The sequence below is a fragment of the Streptomyces sp. NPDC038707 genome, assembly GCF_040636485.1.
Lineage (GTDB): Bacteria > Actinomycetota > Actinomycetes > Streptomycetales > Streptomycetaceae > Streptomyces.
The window spans coordinates 1-18,057 of record NZ_JBEZUP010000012.1; the positions used below are offsets into that span (position 1 = coordinate 1).

The following is an 18,057-nucleotide window of genomic DNA, read 5'->3' on the forward strand; positions in this document are numbered from 1 at the left end:
CTGATCGAGGGCGACGCGGCGGCGGACCTGGCCGACGCGCTGAAGACGGTCTGGGAGACCGACCCGCAGCAGTTCTACGAGCACGGTTACCAGGAGCTGGTCGACCGGGGCTTCCGCATCGACGTGGCGCCGATCGGCGAGGTCGACTGGGTCGAGATCGACAACCACGACGACCTGGCCCGGGGGCGGGAGATCGCGTGCCGGTACTGACGCGGCTGATTCCCTCGCCGGTCGTCGTGGACATCCGCCCGGGTGCCCTGGACGACCTGGCCTGTGTCCTCGCCGACGAACGCATCTCGCAGTCGGGCCGGCTCGCCATCGCCGTCAGCGGCGGCTCCGGGGCGCGGCTGCGCGAGCGGATCGCGCCCACCCTGCCCGGTGCCACCTGGTACGAGGTGGGCGGCGGCACCCTGGACGACGCCATCCGGCTGGCGGGTGACATCAAGGCCGGTCACTACGACGCGGTCGTCGGCCTCGGCGGCGGCAAGATCATCGACTGTGCCAAGTTCGCGGCGTCCCGCGTCGGCCTGCCGCTGGTCGCCGTCGCCACCAACCTCGCCCACGACGGCCTGTGCTCACCGGTCGCGACCCTCGACAACGACGCGGGCCGCGGCTCCTACGGCGTGCCCAACCCCATCGCGGTCATCATCGACCTCGACGTGATCCGCGAGGCACCCGTCCGGTTCGTCCGCTCCGGCATCGGCGACGTCATCTCCAACATCTCCGCCGTCGCGGACTGGGAGCTGTCCCACCAGGTCAACGGCGAGAAGGTGGACGGCCTGGCCGCCGCCATGGCCCGCCAGGCCGGCGAGGCGGTGCTCCGGCACCCCGGCGGCGTCGGCGAGGACGGCTTCCTCCAGGTGCTGGCCGAGGCGCTGGTCCTCACCGGCATCGCCATGTCCGTGTCGGGCGACTCCCGCCCGTCCTCCGGTGCCTGCCACGAGATCAACCACGCCTTCGACCTGCTCTACCCCAAGCGCGCCGCCGCCCACGGCGAGCAGTGCGGCCTCGGCGCCGCCTTCGCGATGTATCTGCGCGGCGCCCACGAGGAGTCGGCGTACATGGCCGGGGTGCTGCGCCGGCACGGGCTCCCGGTCCTGCCCGAGGAGATCGGCTTCACGGTGGACGAGTTCGTCCGCGCGGTCGAGTTCGCCCCGGAGACCCGGCCCGGCCGCTACACGATCCTCGAACACCTCGACCTCAAGACGAACCAGATCAAGGACACCTACGCCGACTATGTCAAGGCCATCGGTAGCTGAACTCCGTCCGGTCGTCCACCCCGCGGGGGTGAAGGACCGGCGCAGCGGTGAGCACTGGGCGGGACGCCTCTACATGCGCGAGGTGTCCCTGCGCGTCGACCGCTACCTGGTCACCACCAGGGTCACGCCCAACCAGCTCACGTACCTGATGACCGTCTGCGGCGTGCTCGCGACCCCGGCCCTGCTGGTGCCGGGGATCCCGGGCGCGGTGCTCGGCGTGGTCGCCACCCAGCTGTACCTGCTGCTGGACTGCGTCGACGGCGAGGTCGCCCGCTGGAAGCAGCAGTACTCGCTGGGCGGGGTCTACCTGGACCGGGTCGGCGCCTACCTCACCGACGCGGCCGTGCTGGTCGGCCTCGGCCTGCGCGCCGCCGACCTGTGGGGCACCGGCCGGATCGACTGGCTGTGGGCCTTCCTCGGCACCCTCGCCGCACTCGGCGCCATCCTGATCAAGGCCGAGACCGATCTGGTCGGCGTCGCCCGGCACCAGACCGGCAAGCCCCCGGTGCAGGAGGCCGCGTCCGAGCCGCGCTCCTCCGGCATGGCGCTGGCCCGGCGGGCCGCCTCGGCGCTGAAGTTCCACCGGCTGATCCTCGGCATCGAGGCCTCGCTGCTCATCCTCGTCCTCGCGATCGTGGACCAGGTGCGCGGCGACCTGTTCTTCACCCGTCTCGGCACCGCCGTGCTGGCCGGCATCGCCCTGCTGCAGACCCTGCTGCACCTGGTGTCCATCCTCGCCTCCAGCAGGCTGAAGTGAGCGCGCCCATGAAGGTCGGTGCCGTCATCATCACCATGGGCAACCGGCCCGAGGAACTGCGGGCCCTGCTCGACTCCGTCGCCCGGCAGGACGGCGACCCGGTCGAGGTGGTCGTCGTCGGCAACGGCTCGCCCGTCCCGGAGGTGCCGAAGGGCGTACGGACCGTGGAACTGCCCGAGAACCTGGGCATCCCCGGCGGACGCAACGTCGGCATAGAGGCGTTCGGCCCCGGCGGCAGAGACGTCGACATATTGCTCTTCCTGGACGACGACGGCCTGCTGGCCCGCCAGGACACCGCCGAGCTGTGCCGCGAGGCCTTCGCCGCGGACCCCGAGCTGGGCATCATCAGCTTCCGCATCGCCGACCCCGACACCGGCGAGACCCAGCGCCGGCACGTGCCCCGGCTGCGCGCCTCCGACCCGATGCGCTCCTCGCGGGTCACCACCTTCCTCGGCGGCGCCAACGCCGTCCGCACCCGCGTCTTCGCGGAGGCCGGCGTCCTGCCCGACGAGTTCTTCTACGCGCACGAGGAGACCGATCTGGCCTGGCGGGCCCTGGACGCCGGCTGGATGATCGACTACCGGTCGGACATGGTGCTGTACCACCCGACGACCGCTCCCTCGCGGCACGCCGTCTACCACCGCATGGTCGCCCGCAACCGCGTCTGGCTCGCCCGCCGCAACCTCCCCGCCCCCCTGATCCCGGTCTACCTCGGGGTCTGGCTGCTGCTCACCCTGGCACGCCGCCCCTCGCGGCCGGCCCTGAAGGCTTGGTTCGGCGGCTTCCGGGAGGGCTGGACCACGCCGTGCGGCCCCCGCCGCCCGATGCGCTGGCGTACGGTGTGGCGACTCACCCGACTGGGCCGTCCCCCGGTCATCTGACAAGCTCGTCCCCGACGGGCCGGTGCCGCTCGCGCGGCTGTCCGGACGACGAACCAGAAACGCGTACCCGAAGACGAAAGTTTCCACCTGTGAGTGAGACCATGCACGACGGCACGGTCGCGGTGACCGCGGCCGCGTCGCCCGACGCGGGACTGACGGCAGCCGAGCTCGCCGCCAAGTACGGGCTCTCGGTGAGCGGCGCCCGGCCCTCGCTCGCGGAGTACGTCCGGCAGCTGTGGGGGCGGCGCCACTTCATCCTGGCCTTCTCCCAGGCCAAGCTGACCGCCCAGTACAGCCAGGCCAAACTCGGCCAGCTCTGGCAGGTGGCCACGCCCCTGCTGAACGCAGCCGTGTACTTCTTCATCTTCGGTCTGATCCTGCACGCCAGCCGCGGCATGTCCCGGGAGGTGTACATCCCGTTCCTGGTCACCGGCGTGTTCGTGTTCACCTTCACCCAGAGCTCGGTGATGTCGGGCGTCCGCGCGATCTCCGGCAACCTCGGCCTGGTGCGCGCCCTGCACTTCCCGCGCGCCTCGCTGCCCATCTCCTTCTCGCTCCAACAGCTCCAGCAGCTGCTGTTCTCGATGCTGGTGCTGTTCGTCGTGGCCGTCGGCTTCGGCAGCTACCCCGGCCCGTCCTGGCTGCTGATCGTGCCGGTGCTGGTGCTCCAGTTCCTGTTCAACACCGGGCTGGCGCTGATCGTGGCCCGCATGGGCGCCAAGACACCGGACCTCGCCCAGCTGATGCCGTTCCTGCTGCGCACCTGGATGTACGCCTCCGGTGTCATGTTCTCGATCGACACCATGCTGGCGGGCCGCCCCGAGTGGATCGTCCGGGTGCTCCAGGTCAACCCGGTCGCGGTCTACATGGACCTGATGCGCTTCGCCCTGATCGACGGCTACGGTTCCTCCCACCTGCCGCCGCACGTATGGGCCATCGCCCTGTTCTGGGCCGTGGTCGTCTTCGCCGGCGGCTTCGTGTACTTCTGGAAGGCGGAGGAGCGGTACGGCCGTGGCTGAACAGCACACCCAGGACCGGCGCCCCACGGTCATCGCGGACGACCTGCACATCGTCTACCGGGTCAACGGCGCCAAGACCGGCAAGGGCAGCGCGACGGCGGCCCTCAGCCGCATCCTCCGGCGCGGCGACGAGCGGGGCGTGCGCAAGGTGCACGCCGTGCGCGGCGTGTCCTTCGTCGCCTACCGCGGCGAGGCCATCGGCCTGATCGGCTCCAACGGCTCCGGCAAGTCGACCCTGCTGCGCGCCGTCGCCGGCCTGCTGCCCGCGGAGAAGGGCAAGGTCTACACCGACGGCCAGCCGTCCCTGCTGGGCGTGAACGCGGCCCTGATGAACGACCTCACCGGCGAACGGAACGTCATCCTGGGCGGTCTGGCCATGGGCATGTCCCGGGAGCAGATCAAGGAGCGTTACCAGGACATCGTCGACTTCTCCGGCATCAACGAGAAGGGCGACTTCATCACCCTTCCGATGCGCACCTACTCCTCCGGTATGGCGGCCCGGCTGCGTTTCTCCATCGCCGCCGCCAAGGACCATGACGTCCTGATGATCGACGAGGCGCTGGCCACCGGTGACCGCAAGTTCCAGCAGCGTTCCGAGGAACGCATCCGGGAACTGCGCAAAGAGGCTGGAACGGTCTTTCTGGTCAGTCACAACAACAAGTCGATCCGCGACACCTGCAACCGCGTCTTGTGGCTGGAGCGCGGTGAACTGCGGATGGACGGACCCACCGACGAGGTCCTGAAGGAGTACGAGAAGTTCACGGGCAAGTGACCCGTTTCGGCCAGGGCCCCGTCGGAATTTCGTCCGGCGGGGCCCTTCCACTGCAAAGGAAACGTCAACTCGGCCCCGTGTCAGGAATCTTGGAGCCAATCGGTGTGTTGTTGTGATCTGCGGGACACCCCGGCGATGGGCGCCACGTTGTACAACGTAAGCTGTACCGGTGCCGGAAACCGGCAAGTGCGGCGATAATGCGCGCCTTCCTTCGTGGGGGTGTCTTCGTGCATTGCGGGGCGGCGTGTCCGAAATAGTGTGTATTGGGTCGGCAGTGTAGAACGGGAGATGTGACGGCAATGGCTACGGAAACGCCCCAGTGCAGCGCAGCGTGTGCCGTCCCCGCCCCGGGCAGCGCCCGATGACGGCCACCGGCACGGCGTCCGGCCTGGAGCGCGCCACCCTGGACAAGGCCGCGAGCGAGAACTTCCCGGTGGCCCCGTTCTTCCTGCCCCGTGACTGGCGCGCCGACCTCATGGCCGTCTACGGCTTCGCCCGCCTCGTGGACGACATCGGTGACGGCGACCTCGCCCCCGGCGGCGCCGACGCCCGCCTGCTCGGCGTGTCGCCCGCCGAGGCCGCCGACCGGCTGGTCCTCCTCGACGCCTTCGAAGAGGACCTGCGCCGCGTCTTCGACGGCACGCCGCGCCACCCGCTGCTGCGCCGCCTGCGGCCCACCGTCCGGCGCCGCGCCCTCACCCCCGAACCGTTCCTCGGGCTGATCGCCGCCAACCGCCAGGACCAGCTCGTCGCACGGTACGAGACCTACGACGACCTCCTCGCCTACTGCGAACTGTCGGCCAACCCCGTCGGCCGCCTCGTCCTCGCCGTCACCGGCACCTCCACCCCCGAGCGGATCCGGCTGTCCGACGCGATCTGCACCGCGCTGCAGATCGTGGAGCACCTCCAGGACGTCGCCGAGGACCTCCGCCGCGACCGGATCTACCTGCCGGCCGAGGACATGAAGCGCTTCCACGTCCAAGAAGCTGATCTTGGCCAAAAAAGCGCGGGCGCATCGGTGCGCGCCCTGGTTGCATACGAAGCACAACGCGCCCGCGACCTGCTGGATGAAGGCGCCCCCCTGGTGGGTAGCGTCCACGGCAGGCTCAAGCTCCTGCTCGCGGGGTTCGTGGCGGGGGGAAGGGCGGCGATCCGAGCGATCACCGCCGCCGAATACGACGTACTTCCCGGCCCGCCCAAACCCGGCAAGGTCCAGTTGCTGCGTGAGGCGGGCGTGATCCTGCGAGGAGAGGGGTGATCCGGACCGTGGAGTCTGCGCCGCACGTGTCCGCACCGGTACTCGCCGCCTACAGCTACTGCGAGGCCGTCACCGGGCAGCAGGCCCGTAACTTCGCGTACGGCATCCGGCTGCTGCCGGCGGCCAAGCGCCGCGCCATGTCGGCGCTGTACGCGTTCTCCCGGCGGGTGGACGACATCGGCGACGGGAGCCTCGCCGACGAGGTCAAGCTGACGCGGCTGGAGGACACCCGGGCCCTGCTCGCCCGGATCCGCGCGGAGGAGGTCGAGGAGGACGACACCGACCCGGTGGCCGTCGCCCTCAGCCACGCCGCGCGGGTCTTCCCGATCCCGCTCGGCGGCCTGGACGAGCTGATCGACGGCGTCCAGATGGACGTGCGCGGAGAGACCTACGAGACCTGGGACGACCTCAAGGTGTACTGCCGGTGTGTCGCCGGTGCCATCGGCCGCCTCTCGCTCGGCGTGTTCGGCACCGAACCCGGCGCGCGCGGCGCCGAGCGCGCCGCCGAGTACGCCGACACGCTGGGCCTCGCCCTCCAGCTCACCAACATCCTCCGGGACGTCCGCGAGGACGCGCTGGGCGGCCGCACCTATCTGCCCGCCGACGACCTCGCCAAGTTCGGCTGCTCGGCCGGCTTCCGCGCGCCGGCCCCGCCGGAGGGCTCCGACTTCGCCGGCCTCGTCCACTTCGAAGTACGGCGCGCCCGGGCCCTCTTCGCCGAGGGCTACCGGCTGCTGCCCATGCTCGACCGGCGCAGCGGTGCCTGCGTGGCCGCGATGGCCGGCATCTACCGCCGGCTGCTCGACCGCATCGAGCGCGACCCCGAGGCCGTGCTGCGCGGCCGGGTCTCGCTGCCCGGACACGAGAAGGCCTACGTCGCCGTGCGCGGCCTGTCCGGACTCGACACCCGGAACGTCACCCGCCATGTCTCCCGGGGCTCCGTCCGGAGGCGCGCCTGATGCAGCGCACCGAACCGGAGCCGGCCGGAGCGGACGGCAGGCGGCAGGCAACCCTCCACCCCGGCGTGGCGTCCCTGAGGGCGACGGCTGATCACGCACCGTCGGCCCGGCATGCCCGCACCCCGCGGGGACGCCGGGCCGACGGTGCGCGGCCGCCGTCGCGTGGACACGACCGGCCACGACGAAGCCGCGGATCAAGGACGGCCCGCACCGGTCCGGCCCGCGGAGCGCTCGCACGGAAGGACGCACGATGAGCGACGGCTCACCCCACCCGGCACCGGCCGCCACCCCTCGGACGGCGGCCCGCAGCGCGGTGGTGGTCGGCGGCGGAATCGCCGGGACCACCGCGGCGCTCGCCCTCGCCGACGCGGGACTGCGGGTCACCCTGCTCGAAGGCAGGCCCAGGCTGGGCGGCCTCGCCTTCTCCTTCCAGCGCGGCGAACTGACCGTCGACAACGGCCAGCACGTGTACCTGCGCTGCTGCACCGCCTACCGCTGGTTCCTCGACCGGATCCAGGGCGCGGCGCTGGCACCGCTGCAGGACCGCCTGGACGTGCCCGTCGTCGACGTCGCCAAGCCCGTGGGCCGGCGGCTCGGCAGGCTGCGGCGCGACCCGCTGCCCGTCCCCCTCCACCTGGGACGCAGCCTGGCCGCCTATCCGCACCTCTCGCTCGCCGAGCGCGCCGCCGTCGGGCGGGCCGCGCTCGCGCTGAAGGGGCTCGACCTCGCCGATCCGACCCTGGACACCCAGGACTTCGGCGGCTGGCTGGCCGCGCACGGCCAGTCAGCGCGCGCCATCGAGGCCCTGTGGGACCTGGTCGGGGTCGCCACCCTCAACGCGGTCGCGGGCGACGCCTCGCTGGGGCTCGCCGCGATGGTGTTCAAGACCGGTCTGCTGTCCGACCCGGGCGCGGCCGACATCGGCTGGGCCCGCGTCCCGCTGGGCGAACTGCACGACCGGCTCGCCCGCAAGGCGCTCGACTCCGCGGGCGTCCGTACCGAGGTCCGTACACGCGTCACCTCCGTCTCCACCAACGACAACGGCGGATGGAGCGTCCGAGTTCCCGGGGAGACGCTTTCCGCGGACGCCGTCGTCCTGGCCGTACCCCAGCGCGAGGCCCACGACCTGCTCCCGCCCGGCGCCCTGGACGCGCCCGAGCGGCTGCTGGAGATCGGCACCGCGCCGATCCTGAACGTCCATGTCGTCTACGACCGCAAGGTGCTCGCCCGCCCCTTCTTCGCGGCGCTCGGCACCCCGGTGCAGTGGGTGTTCGACCGCACCGACGCCTCCGGGCTGCGCTCGGGGCAGTACCTGGCGCTGTCGCAGTCGGCCGCGCAGGACGACATCGACAGGCCGGTGGCCGAACTCCGCGCGCGCTACCTGCCCGAGCTGGAGCGGCTCATTCCGGGCACCCGCGCCGCCGAGGTCGAGGACTTCTTCGTGACCAGGGAGCGCACGGCCACGTTCGCCCCCGCCCCCGGCGTCGGACGCCTCAGGCCCGGCGCCCGGACCAAGGCCCCCGGCCTGTACCTGGCCGGAGCGTGGACCGCCACCGGGTGGCCCGCGACCATGGAGAGCGCGGTCCGCAGCGGAGTCAGCGCGGCCGACGCCGTGCTCGGCGCGCTGGGCCGGCCCCGCCCCCGCCACCTCTTCGAGTTCGAGGAGGCGGCGTGACGCCCGGCCGGCGGGCGACCGCCCCCGCACCCCCGGTACCGCAACCAGAGGAGAGATTGTGCCCACTGTGCCCCCGGCCGCGACGCCCGCTCGGAGGCCCGCGGTGGACGTGACCGCGCTCCTGGAGCGCGGCAGGAACCTGGCCACACCGGTGCTGCGGGCGGCAGTCGACCGCCTGGCGCCGCCCATGGACACCGTGGCCGCCTACCACTTCGGCTGGATCGACGCCGCCGGCAATCCCGTGGACGGTGACGGCGGCAAGGCCGTCCGCCCCGCGCTCGCCGTGCTGTCCGCCGAGGTCACCGGTGCCGCGCCCGAGGCGGGCGTGCCCGGCGCGGTCGCCGTCGAACTCGTGCACAACTTCTCGCTGCTGCACGACGACCTGATGGACGGCGACGAGCAGCGCCGGCACCGCGACACCGTCTGGAAGGTGCACGGCCCCGCCCAGGCCATCCTGGTCGGCGACGCCCTGTTCGCCCTGGCCGGCGAGGTCCTGCTGGAACTCGGCACGGTCGAGGCCGGCCGCGCCGCCCGCCGGCTGACCGCCGCCACCCGGGCCCTGATCGACGGTCAGGCCCAGGACATCTCCTACGAGCACCGCGACCGCGTCAGCGTCGAGGAGTGCCTGGAGATGGAGGGCAACAAGACCGGCTCCCTGCTCGCCTGCGCCTCGTCCATCGGCGCGGTCCTCGGCGGCGCGGACGACACCACCGCCGACGCGCTGGAGCGGTACGGCTACCACCTCGGCCTCGCGTTCCAGGCCGTGGACGACCTGCTCGGCATCTGGGGCGACCCGGAGGCCACCGGCAAGCAGACCTGGAGCGACCTGCGCCAGCGCAAGAAGTCCCTGCCGGTCGTCGCCGCCCTCGCGGCCGGCGGCCCCGCCTCCGAACAGCTCGGCGAGATCCTCGCCGCGGACGCCAAGAGCAGCGACTTCGAGAACTTCTCCGAAGAGGAGTTCGCGGCCCGCGCCGCCCTCATCGAGGAGGCCGGCGGCCGCGAGTGGACGGCCGCCGAAGCGCGCCGCCAGCACACCATCGCCATCGAAGCCCTCGACGCCGTGAGCATGCCCGACCGGGTGCGGGACTCCTTCACGGCGCTCGCCGACTTCGTCGTCGTACGAAAGAGATGATCACCATTGGCTGGATAAGCCTCGCGTAGTCGCCGGCCGGTGCCGCCCAGTGAAGGACACCGGCCGACGGCGGACCCACAGCAGCACGACTCGCACGACTGCACGAAGGGGAAGCCATGACAGCGACGACCGACGGAAGCACCGGGGCCATCTTGCCGTCCCGGGCTGCCGCGGCCAGCGACTCCACCCTCACCATCCCCGAGACGGCCGGGGTACAAGAAGCCGCCACGCGCGCCGTACGGCGCGCCACCGATTTCCTGCTCGCCCGGCAGGATGCCGAGGGCTGGTGGAAAGGCGACCTGGAGACCAACGTCACCATGGACGCCGAGGACCTGCTGCTCCGGCAGTTCCTGGGCATCCTGGACGAGCACACCACGCAGGCCGCCGCGAAGTTCATCCGCGGCGAGCAGCGCCCGGACGGAACCTGGGCCACCTTCTACGGCGGCCCGGGCGAACTGTCCACCACGGTGGAGGCTTACGTCGCCCTGCGCCTGGCCGGCGACGCGCCCGACGCGCCGCACATGGCGAAGGCCTCGGCCTGGATCCGGGAGCAGGGCGGCATCGCCGCGTCCCGGGTCTTCACCCGGATCTGGCTCGCCCTGTTCGGCTGGTGGAAGTGGGAGGACCTGCCCGAACTCCCCCCGGAGCTGATCTTCTTCCCCACCTGGTTCCCGCTCAACATCTACGACTTCGGATGCTGGGCGCGGCAGACCATCGTGCCGCTCACCATCGTCTCCGCCAAGCGCCCGGTGCGCCCGGCCCCGTTCGCGCTGGACGAGCTGCACACCGATCCGGCCGACCCCAACCCGCCGCAGCCGCTCGCCCCGGTGGCGAGCTGGGACGGCGTTTTCCAGCGGCTGGACAAGGTGGTCCGCGGCTACCGCAAGGTCGCCGTGCGCAGGCTGCGCAAGGCCGCGTTGAACGCGGCGGCCCGCTGGATCATCGAGCGGCAGGAGAACGACGGCTGCTGGGGCGGCATCCAGCCCCCGGCGGTGTACTCCGTCATCGCCCTGCACCTGCTCGGCTACGACCTCCAGCACCCGGTGCTGCGCGAGGGCCTGGCCTCCCTGGACCGCTTCGCCGTCTGGCGCGAGGACGGCGCCCGGATGATCGAGGCCTGCCAGTCCCCGGTGTGGGACACCTGCCTGGCCACCATCGCCCTGGTGGACGCCGGACTGCCCACGGACCACCCGCAACTGGTCAAGGCGGCCGACTGGATGCTCGGCGAGGAGATCGCCCGGCCCGGCGACTGGGCCGTACGGCGTCCCGAACTGCCCCCGGGCGGCTGGGCCTTCGAGTTCCACAACGACAACTACCCCGACATCGACGACACCGCCGAGGTCGCGCTCGCGCTGCGCCGGGTCCGCCACCACGACCCCGAGCACGTGGACCGGGCCATCGGCCGGGCCGTGCGCTGGAACCTGGGCATGCAGTCGAAGAACGGCGCCTGGGGCGCCTTCGACGTGGACAACACCAGCCCGTTCCCGAACCGGCTGCCGTTCTGCGACTTCGGCGAGGTCATCGACCCGCCGTCCGCGGACGTCACGGCGCACGTGGTGGAGATGCTCGCCGCCGAGGGCCTGGCCGACGACCCGCGCACCCGGCGCGGCATCGACTGGCTGCTCGCCGAACAGGAGCCCGACGGTTCCTGGTTCGGCCGCTGGGGCGTCAACTACCTCTACGGCACCGGCTCGGTCGTCCCCGCGCTCACCGCGGCCGGACTGCCCACCTCGCACCCGGCGATCCGGCGGGCCGTGGCCTGGCTGGAGAGCGTCCAGAACGACGACGGCGGCTGGGGCGAGGACCTGCGCTCCTACAAGGACGCCAAGGAATGGAGCGGCCGGGGCGCCTCCACCGCCTCGCAGACCGCGTGGGCGCTGATGGCGCTGCTCGCGGCGGGGGAGAAGGGCTCCGCGGCCGTCGAGCGCGGCGTGCGCTGGCTGGCCGACACCCAGCGGGAGGACGGCGGCTGGGACGAGCCGTACTTCACCGGCACCGGCTTCCCCTGGGACTTCTCCATCAACTACCACCTGTACCGGCAGGTGTTCCCGCTCACCGCACTCGGCCGGTACCTGCACGGGGATCCCTTCGAGCGCAACCTGCTCGCCCCGGTCGGGAAGGTCTCCGCGCGGGCCGAGGGAGACTGATGTGAGCCACCAGCCCGCTCCGGCTCCACTGCTGATCGCCTGCGCGCTCGGCATCGAGCACCTCGCCCTGCGCACCGGCGACCGCCGGGCGCGCGGGACGGGCGCGCCGGTGCCGCGGGGCGCGGGGCGGGGGGCCGGCGCGCCGGTGACCTTCGTCCGCACGGGCATGGGCCCCCGTGCGGCGGAACGCTCCGTCACCCGGCTCCTGACCGGCCCGGCACCCGCCGGCACGGCCGTCCTGGCCACCGGCTTCTGTGCCGGGCTGGAGCCCGGGATGCACCCCGGCGACCTGGTCGTCGCCGAGGAGACCCGGGACCCGCGCGGTACCGTCCCGTGCGTGGGCACCGAGCTCCTGGCCAAGGAACTCGTGCGCCTGCTGCCGGGACGCGCCGTCCACACCGGCCCGCTCACCGGCTCCGACCATGTGGTCCGGGGCCCCGAGCGGTCCGACCTGCTCGCCACCGGCGCGATCGCCGTGGACATGGAGTCGGCGGCCACCCTGCTGGCCGCCGTCCGCGCCGGCGAGCGGCCGGTGGCCGCCGTCCGGGTCGTCGTGGACGCTCCCGAACACGAACTCGTCCGGATCGGCACCCTGCGCGGAGGAATATCGGCCTTCCGCGTGCTGCGTTCCATCCTTCCCGCATTTTTCGAATGGCACCGTTCTTTGCTGCTCCCTCGGAGGTGAGCCAGATGGCCATGCCGTTGCGCCAGTCCATCAAGGTCGCTACATACCTGGCTGAACAGAAGCTCCGCAAGCGGGACAAATTCCCGCTCATTGTCGAGCTGGAACCGCTTTTCGCCTGCAATCTGAAGTGTGAGGGCTGCGGCAAGATCCAGCACCCCGCCGGTGTGCTCAAGCAGCGCATGCCGGTCGCCCAGGCCGTGGGCGCCGTGCTGGAGTCCGGCGCGCCGATGGTGTCCATCGCCGGCGGCGAGCCCTTGATGCACCCTCAGATCGACGAGATCGTGCGCCAGTTGGTGGCGAAGCGGAAGTATGTCTTCCTCTGCACCAACGCCATGCTGCTGCGCAAGAAGATGGACAAGTTCACCCCCTCGCCGTACTTCGCGTTCGCGGTGCACATCGACGGGCTGCGCGAGCGGCACGACGAATCCGTGGCGAAGGAGGGCGTGTTCGACGAGGCCGTGGCCGCCATCAAGGAGGCCAAGCGGCGCGGTTTCCGGGTGACCACCAACTCCACCTTCTTCAACACCGACACCCCGCAGACCATCATCGAGGTGCTCAACTTCCTCAACGACGACCTCCAGGTCGACGAGATGATGATCTCGCCCGCCTACGCCTACGAGAAGGCCCCGGACCAGGACCACTTCCTCGGCGTGGAGCAGACCCGCGAGCTGTTCAGGAAGGCCTTCGCGGGCGGCAACCGCCGCAAGTGGCGGCTCAACCACTCCCCGCTCTTCCTGGACTTCCTGGAGGGCAAGGTCGACTTCCCCTGCACCGCGTGGGCGATCCCCAACTACTCCCTCTTCGGCTGGCAGCGCCCCTGCTACCTGATGAGCGACGGGTACGTGCCCACGTACCGCGAACTGGTGGAGAAGACCGACTGGGACAAGTACGGCCGCGGCAAGGACCCGCGCTGCGACAACTGCATGGCGCACTGCGGCTACGAGCCGACCGCCGTCCTCGCCACCATGGGGTCCCTGAAGGAGTCCCTGCGGGCCATGCGTGAGACGGTGTCCGGGAACCGGGAGTGACGGCGGTGACCGCCGTCCCCCTGGGCGTTCCCGGGGTACCGGCCCGTCCCGTCGCGCCGCGGCGGCCGTCGCGGCGGATCGAGGTCGGGCCGGTACCGGTCGGGGGCGGGGCCCCGGTGTCGGTCCAGTCGATGACGACGACCCGTACGTCCGACATCGGCGCCACCCTCCAGCAGATCGCCGAACTCACCGCGTCCGGCTGCCAGATCGTCCGCGTCGCCTGCCCCACGCAGGACGACGCGGACGCCCTGGCGACCATCGCCCGCAAGTCGCAGATCCCGGTGATCGCGGACATCCACTTCCAGCCGAAGTACGTGTTCGCGGCCATCGAGGCGGGCTGCGCGGCGGTGCGGGTCAACCCGGGCAACATCAAGCAGTTCGACGACCAGGTGAGGGAGATCGCGCGCGCCGCCAAGGACCACGGCACGCCGATCCGCATCGGTGTCAACGCCGGTTCCCTGGACCGCCGTCTGCTCCAGAAGTACGGCAAGGCCACCCCCGAGGCGCTGGTGGAGTCGGCGCTGTGGGAGGCGTCCCTCTTCGAGGAGCACGGCTTCCGGGACATCAAGATCTCCGTCAAGCACAACGACCCGGTCGTCATGATCGAGGCGTACCGCCAGCTCGCCGAGCGGTGCGACTACCCGCTGCACCTCGGCGTGACCGAGGCGGGCCCCGCCTTCCAGGGCACGGTCAAGTCGGCCGTGGCCTTCGGCGCGCTGCTGTCCCGGGGCATCGGCGACACCATCCGGGTGTCGCTGAGCGCGCCGCCCGTGGAGGAGATCAAGGTCGGCATCCAGATCCTGGAGTCCCTGGGGCTGCGGCAGCGCCGGCTGGAGATCGTCTCCTGTCCGTCCTGCGGCCGGGCCCAGGTCGACGTCTACAAGCTCGCCGAGGAGGTGACGGCCGGCCTGGACGGCATGGAGGTGCCGCTCCGGGTCGCGGTGATGGGGTGTGTGGTCAACGGTCCGGGCGAGGCCCGCGAGGCCGACCTCGGTGTGGCCTCCGGCAACGGCAAGGGCCAGATCTTCGTCAAGGGCGAGGTCGTCAAGACCGTCCCCGAGTCCAGGATCGTGGAGACCCTGATCGAGGAGGCCTTGAAGCTCGCCGAGAGCAAGAGCCCGTCGGACCAGGTGAGTTGAGGCAAGGCACGCAACGAGAGGGGGCCCGAGAGTGACCATTCTGGAGAGCATCCGGGGACCACGCGACCTGAAGGCGCTGTCCGAGGCGAAACTCGGGGAACTGTCCGGAGAAATACGTGAGTTCCTGGTGCACGCGGTGTCGAGGACCGGCGGTCACCTCGGGCCCAACCTCGGCGTGGTGGAACTGACCATCGCGCTCCACCGGGTCTTCGAGTCACCGGTCGACCGCATCCTGTGGGACACCGGCCACCAGGCTTACGTCCACAAGCTGCTGACCGGCCGTCAGGACTTCTCGAAGCTGCGCGGCAAGGGCGGACTGTCCGGCTACCCCTCCCGTGAGGAGTCCGAGCACGACGTCATCGAGAACAGTCACGCGTCGACGGCGCTCGGCTGGGCCGACGGCCTCGCCAAGGCCAACCAGGTACAGGGGGAGAGGGGCCATGTGGTCGCCGTCATCGGCGACGGCGCGCTGACCGGCGGCATGGCCTGGGAGGCGCTGAACAACATCGCCGCCGCCCGGGACCGGCCGCTGATCATCGTCGTCAACGACAACGAACGCTCCTACGCCCCCACCATCGGCGGCCTGGCCAACCACCTGGCCACGCTGCGCACCACCGACGGCTACGAGAAGGTCCTCGCCTGGGGCAAGGAAGTGCTCCAGCGCACGCCGGTCGTCGGCGGCACGCTCTACGAGTCCCTGCACGGCGCGAAGAAGGGCTTCAAGGACGCCTTCGCCCCGCAGGGCATGTTCGAGGACCTGGGCCTGAAGTACCTCGGCCCGATCGACGGCCATGACATCAAGGCCGTCGAGTCGGCGCTGCGCCGCGCCAAGCGCTTCCACGGCCCCGTCCTCGTCCACTGCCTCACCGAGAAGGGCCGCGGCTACGAACCCGCCCTCGCGCACGAGGAGGACCACTTCCACTCCGTCGGCGTGATGGACCCGCTCACCTGCGAGCCCCTCGCCCCGTCCAAGGGTCCCTCGTGGACCTCGGTGTTCGGTGAGGAGATCGTCCGGATCGGGGAGGAACGCGAGGACGTCGTGGCGATCACGGCGGCCATGCTGCACCCGGTCGGCCTCGCCGAGTTCGCCGAACGCTTCCCCGACCGCGTCTGGGACGTCGGCATCGCCGAACAGCACGCGGCGGTCTCCGCGGCCGGGCTCGCCACCGGCGGACTGCACCCGGTCGTCGCCGTCTACGCCACCTTCCTCAACCGGGCCTTCGACCAGCTGCTGATGGACGTCGCCCTGCACCGGTGCGGGGTCACCTTCGTGCTGGACCGGGCCGGTGTCACCGGCACCGACGGGGCCTCCCACAACGGCATGTGGGACATGTCCGTCCTCCAGGTCGTCCCCGGCCTCCGGATCGCCGCGCCGCGCGACGCCGACCAGCTGCGCGCCCAGTTGCGCGAGGCCGTCGCGGTGGACGACGCGCCCACGCTGGTCCGCTTCCCGAAGGAGACCGCCGGCCCGCGCGTCCCGGCCGTCGACCGGGTCGGCGGCATGGACGTCCTGCACCGCGCCGAGCGGCCCGAGGTGCTGCTGGTGGCCGTCGGTGTGATGGCCACGGTGTGCCTGCGGGCCGCCGAACTGCTCGAGGCCCGCGGCATCGGCTGCACGGTGATCGACCCGCGCTGGGTCAAACCCGTCGATCCCGCGCTGCCCGGGCTCGCCGCCGGACACCGGCTGGTGGCCGTGGTCGAGGACAACAGCCGGGCCGCCGGTGTCGGTTCGGCCGTGGCACTGGCCCTCGGCGACGCCGACGTGGACGTGCCGGTACGGCGGTTCGGCATCCCCGAGCAGTTCCTCGCGCACGCCAAGCGCAGCGAGGTGCTGGCCGACATCGGCCTCACGCCCGTCGAGATCGCCGGGCGGATCAGCGCGAGTCTGGCCGCCAAGGACGCCGGCGGCACAGTCAAGGAGAGTGAATGACCACCGAGTTCGACCTCGGCGCCCTGCTCGCCGAGCGCGGAGCCGAACGCTACGAGCTGCACACCAGGCATCTCAACCCGCAGCTCCCGCGCATGCTGCACACCATCGGCTTCGACAAGGTCTACGAGCGTGCCGAGGGAGCGCACTTCTTCGACGCGGACGGCAACGACTACCTGGACATGCTCGCCGGGTTCGGGGTGATGGGTCTCGGCCGGCACCACCCGGTCGTCCGCAAGGCGCTGCACGACGTCCTGGACCTGGACCTCGCCGACCTCACCCGCTTCGACTGCCAGCCGCTGCCCGGTCTGCTCGCCGAACGGCTCCTCGCCCACAGCCCGCACCTGGACCGGGTGTTCTTCGGCAACAGCGGCACCGAGGCGGTCGAGACGGCCCTGAAGTTCGCCCGGTACGCCACCGGCAAGCCCCGCGTCCTGTACTGCGACCACGCCTTCCACGGCCTGACCACCGGCTCGCTGTCGGTCAACGGCGAAGACGGCTTCCGCGACGGCTTCGCCCCGCTGCTGCCCGACACCGCCGTACCCCTCGGCGATCTGGACGCCCTCGCCCGGGAGCTGAAGAAGGGCGACGTGGCCGCGCTGATCGTGGAGCCGATCCAGGGCAAGGGCGTGCACGAGGCACCCCCCGGCTATCTGCGGGCCGCGCAGGAACTGCTGCACAAGCACAAGGCGCTGCTCATCGCCGACGAGGTGCAGACCGGCCTCGGCCGCACCGGCGACTTCTACGCCTACCAGCACGAGGACGGCGTCGAACCGGACCTGGTGTGCGTGGCCAAGGCCCTGTCGGGCGGTTATGTGCCGGTGAGCGCCACCCTCGGCAAGGAGTGGATCTTCAAGAAGGTCTACTCGTCCATGGACCGGGTGCTGGTGCACTCGGCGAGCTTCGGCTCCAACGCCCAGGCGATGGCGTGCGGCCTCGCCGTGCTGTCGGTCATGGAGAACGAGCAGATCGTCGCCGGCGTGCGCCGCACCGGCGAGCTGCTGAAGTCCCGGCTCACCGCGCTGATCGACACGTACGAGCTGCTCGCCGACGTGCGCGGCCGGGGCCTGATGATCGGCATCGAGTTCGGCAAGCCGTCCTCGCTGAAGCTGCGCGGCCGCTGGACCATGCTCCAGGCGGCCCGCAAGGGCCTGTTCGCCCAGATGGTCGTCGTACCGCTGCTGCAGAAGCACCGGATCCTCACCCAGGTGTCCGGCGACCACCTGGAGGTGATCAAGCTGATTCCGCCGCTGGTCATCGACGAGGCCGACGTGGACCGGTTCGTGGACGCCTTCACCGCGGTGATGGACGACGCGCACAGCGGCGGCGGGCTGATGTGGGACTTCGGCAAGACCCTGATCAAGCAGGCCGTGGCCAACCGCTGAGGTGATCCGGAGGGCGGGGCGCCGGCGGCGGACG

15 protein-coding genes and 1 pseudogene are annotated in these 18,057 nt (G+C 71.4%); all 16 read left to right on the top strand.

Going from position 1 to position 18,057, the window contains the following annotated elements:
- Positions 1-210: pseudogene (locus tag AB0E62_RS18155) on the top strand (phosphocholine cytidylyltransferase family protein); the annotation flags it as partial.
- Positions 198-1,259: an iron-containing alcohol dehydrogenase family protein gene (locus AB0E62_RS18160; RefSeq protein ID WP_362194066.1), complete on the top strand. Its 1,062-nt coding sequence runs from the start codon at positions 198-200 to the stop codon at positions 1,257-1,259. The pseudogene AB0E62_RS18155 and the gene AB0E62_RS18160, both read left to right, overlap by 13 nt.
- Positions 1,237-2,016 (top strand): CDP-alcohol phosphatidyltransferase family protein, encoded by a 780-nt coding sequence (locus AB0E62_RS18165; protein WP_362194069.1) that lies wholly within the window; start codon positions 1,237-1,239, stop codon positions 2,014-2,016. The genes AB0E62_RS18160 and AB0E62_RS18165 overlap by 23 nt, the downstream gene beginning before the upstream one ends.
- 8 nt (positions 2,017-2,024) lie before the next feature.
- Positions 2,025-2,897 (top strand): glycosyltransferase, encoded by an 873-nt coding sequence (locus tag AB0E62_RS18170; protein WP_362194072.1) that lies wholly within the window; start codon positions 2,025-2,027, stop codon positions 2,895-2,897.
- Between the two features lie 89 nt (positions 2,898-2,986).
- Positions 2,987-3,916, top strand: a complete 930-nt coding sequence (locus AB0E62_RS18175; RefSeq protein ID WP_362194075.1) for an ABC transporter permease — start codon at positions 2,987-2,989, stop codon at positions 3,914-3,916.
- A complete protein-coding gene (locus tag AB0E62_RS18180) occupies positions 3,909-4,688 on the top strand; it encodes an ABC transporter ATP-binding protein (protein ID WP_362194078.1) in 780 nt (259 codons plus the stop codon). Before AB0E62_RS18175 ends, AB0E62_RS18180 begins: the two co-directional genes overlap by 8 nt.
- Before the next feature lie 361 nt (positions 4,689-5,049).
- Positions 5,050-5,946, top strand: coding sequence for a squalene synthase HpnC (hpnC, locus tag AB0E62_RS18185; protein WP_362194584.1), 897 nt, complete (start codon positions 5,050-5,052; stop codon positions 5,944-5,946).
- On the top strand, positions 5,943-6,905 hold the full coding sequence (gene hpnD, locus AB0E62_RS18190; protein ID WP_362194081.1) for a presqualene diphosphate synthase HpnD: 963 nt from the start codon (positions 5,943-5,945) through the stop codon (positions 6,903-6,905). The genes hpnC and hpnD overlap by 4 nt, the downstream gene beginning before the upstream one ends.
- 250 nt (positions 6,906-7,155) lie before the next feature.
- Complete coding sequence (hpnE, locus tag AB0E62_RS18195; protein ID WP_362194084.1) at positions 7,156-8,580, top strand: hydroxysqualene dehydroxylase HpnE; 1,425 nt, start codon at positions 7,156-7,158, stop codon at positions 8,578-8,580.
- Positions 8,581-8,647: 67 nt separating this feature from the next.
- Complete coding sequence (locus tag AB0E62_RS18200; RefSeq protein WP_362194587.1) at positions 8,648-9,712, top strand: polyprenyl synthetase family protein; 1,065 nt, start codon at positions 8,648-8,650, stop codon at positions 9,710-9,712.
- 116 nt (positions 9,713-9,828) lie between these two features.
- Entirely contained in the window at positions 9,829-11,859 is a 2,031-nt protein-coding gene (gene shc, locus AB0E62_RS18205) for a squalene--hopene cyclase (RefSeq protein ID WP_362194087.1), read from the top strand.
- A 1-nt stretch (position 11,860) separates the two neighbouring features.
- Positions 11,861-12,544 (top strand): 1-hydroxy-2-methyl-2-butenyl 4-diphosphate reductase, encoded by a 684-nt coding sequence (locus tag AB0E62_RS18210; RefSeq protein WP_362194090.1) that lies wholly within the window; start codon positions 11,861-11,863, stop codon positions 12,542-12,544.
- A 5-nt stretch (positions 12,545-12,549) separates the two neighbouring features.
- Complete coding sequence (hpnH, locus tag AB0E62_RS18215; RefSeq protein WP_362194093.1) at positions 12,550-13,572, top strand: adenosyl-hopene transferase HpnH; 1,023 nt, start codon at positions 12,550-12,552, stop codon at positions 13,570-13,572.
- A gap of 5 nt (positions 13,573-13,577) precedes the next feature.
- Positions 13,578-14,711, top strand: a complete 1,134-nt coding sequence (gene ispG, locus AB0E62_RS18220; protein WP_362194096.1) for a flavodoxin-dependent (E)-4-hydroxy-3-methylbut-2-enyl-diphosphate synthase — start codon at positions 13,578-13,580, stop codon at positions 14,709-14,711.
- 31 nt (positions 14,712-14,742) lie between these two features.
- The gene (dxs, locus tag AB0E62_RS18225; RefSeq protein ID WP_362194099.1) at positions 14,743-16,641 is read left to right on the top strand and encodes a 1-deoxy-D-xylulose-5-phosphate synthase; all 1,899 of its coding nucleotides are present in this window, start codon (positions 14,743-14,745) and stop codon (positions 16,639-16,641) included.
- Positions 16,638-18,023, top strand: coding sequence for an aspartate aminotransferase family protein (locus AB0E62_RS18230; protein ID WP_362194102.1), 1,386 nt, complete (start codon positions 16,638-16,640; stop codon positions 18,021-18,023). The genes dxs and AB0E62_RS18230 overlap by 4 nt, the downstream gene beginning before the upstream one ends.
- Positions 18,024-18,057: the final 34 nt, after the last annotated feature.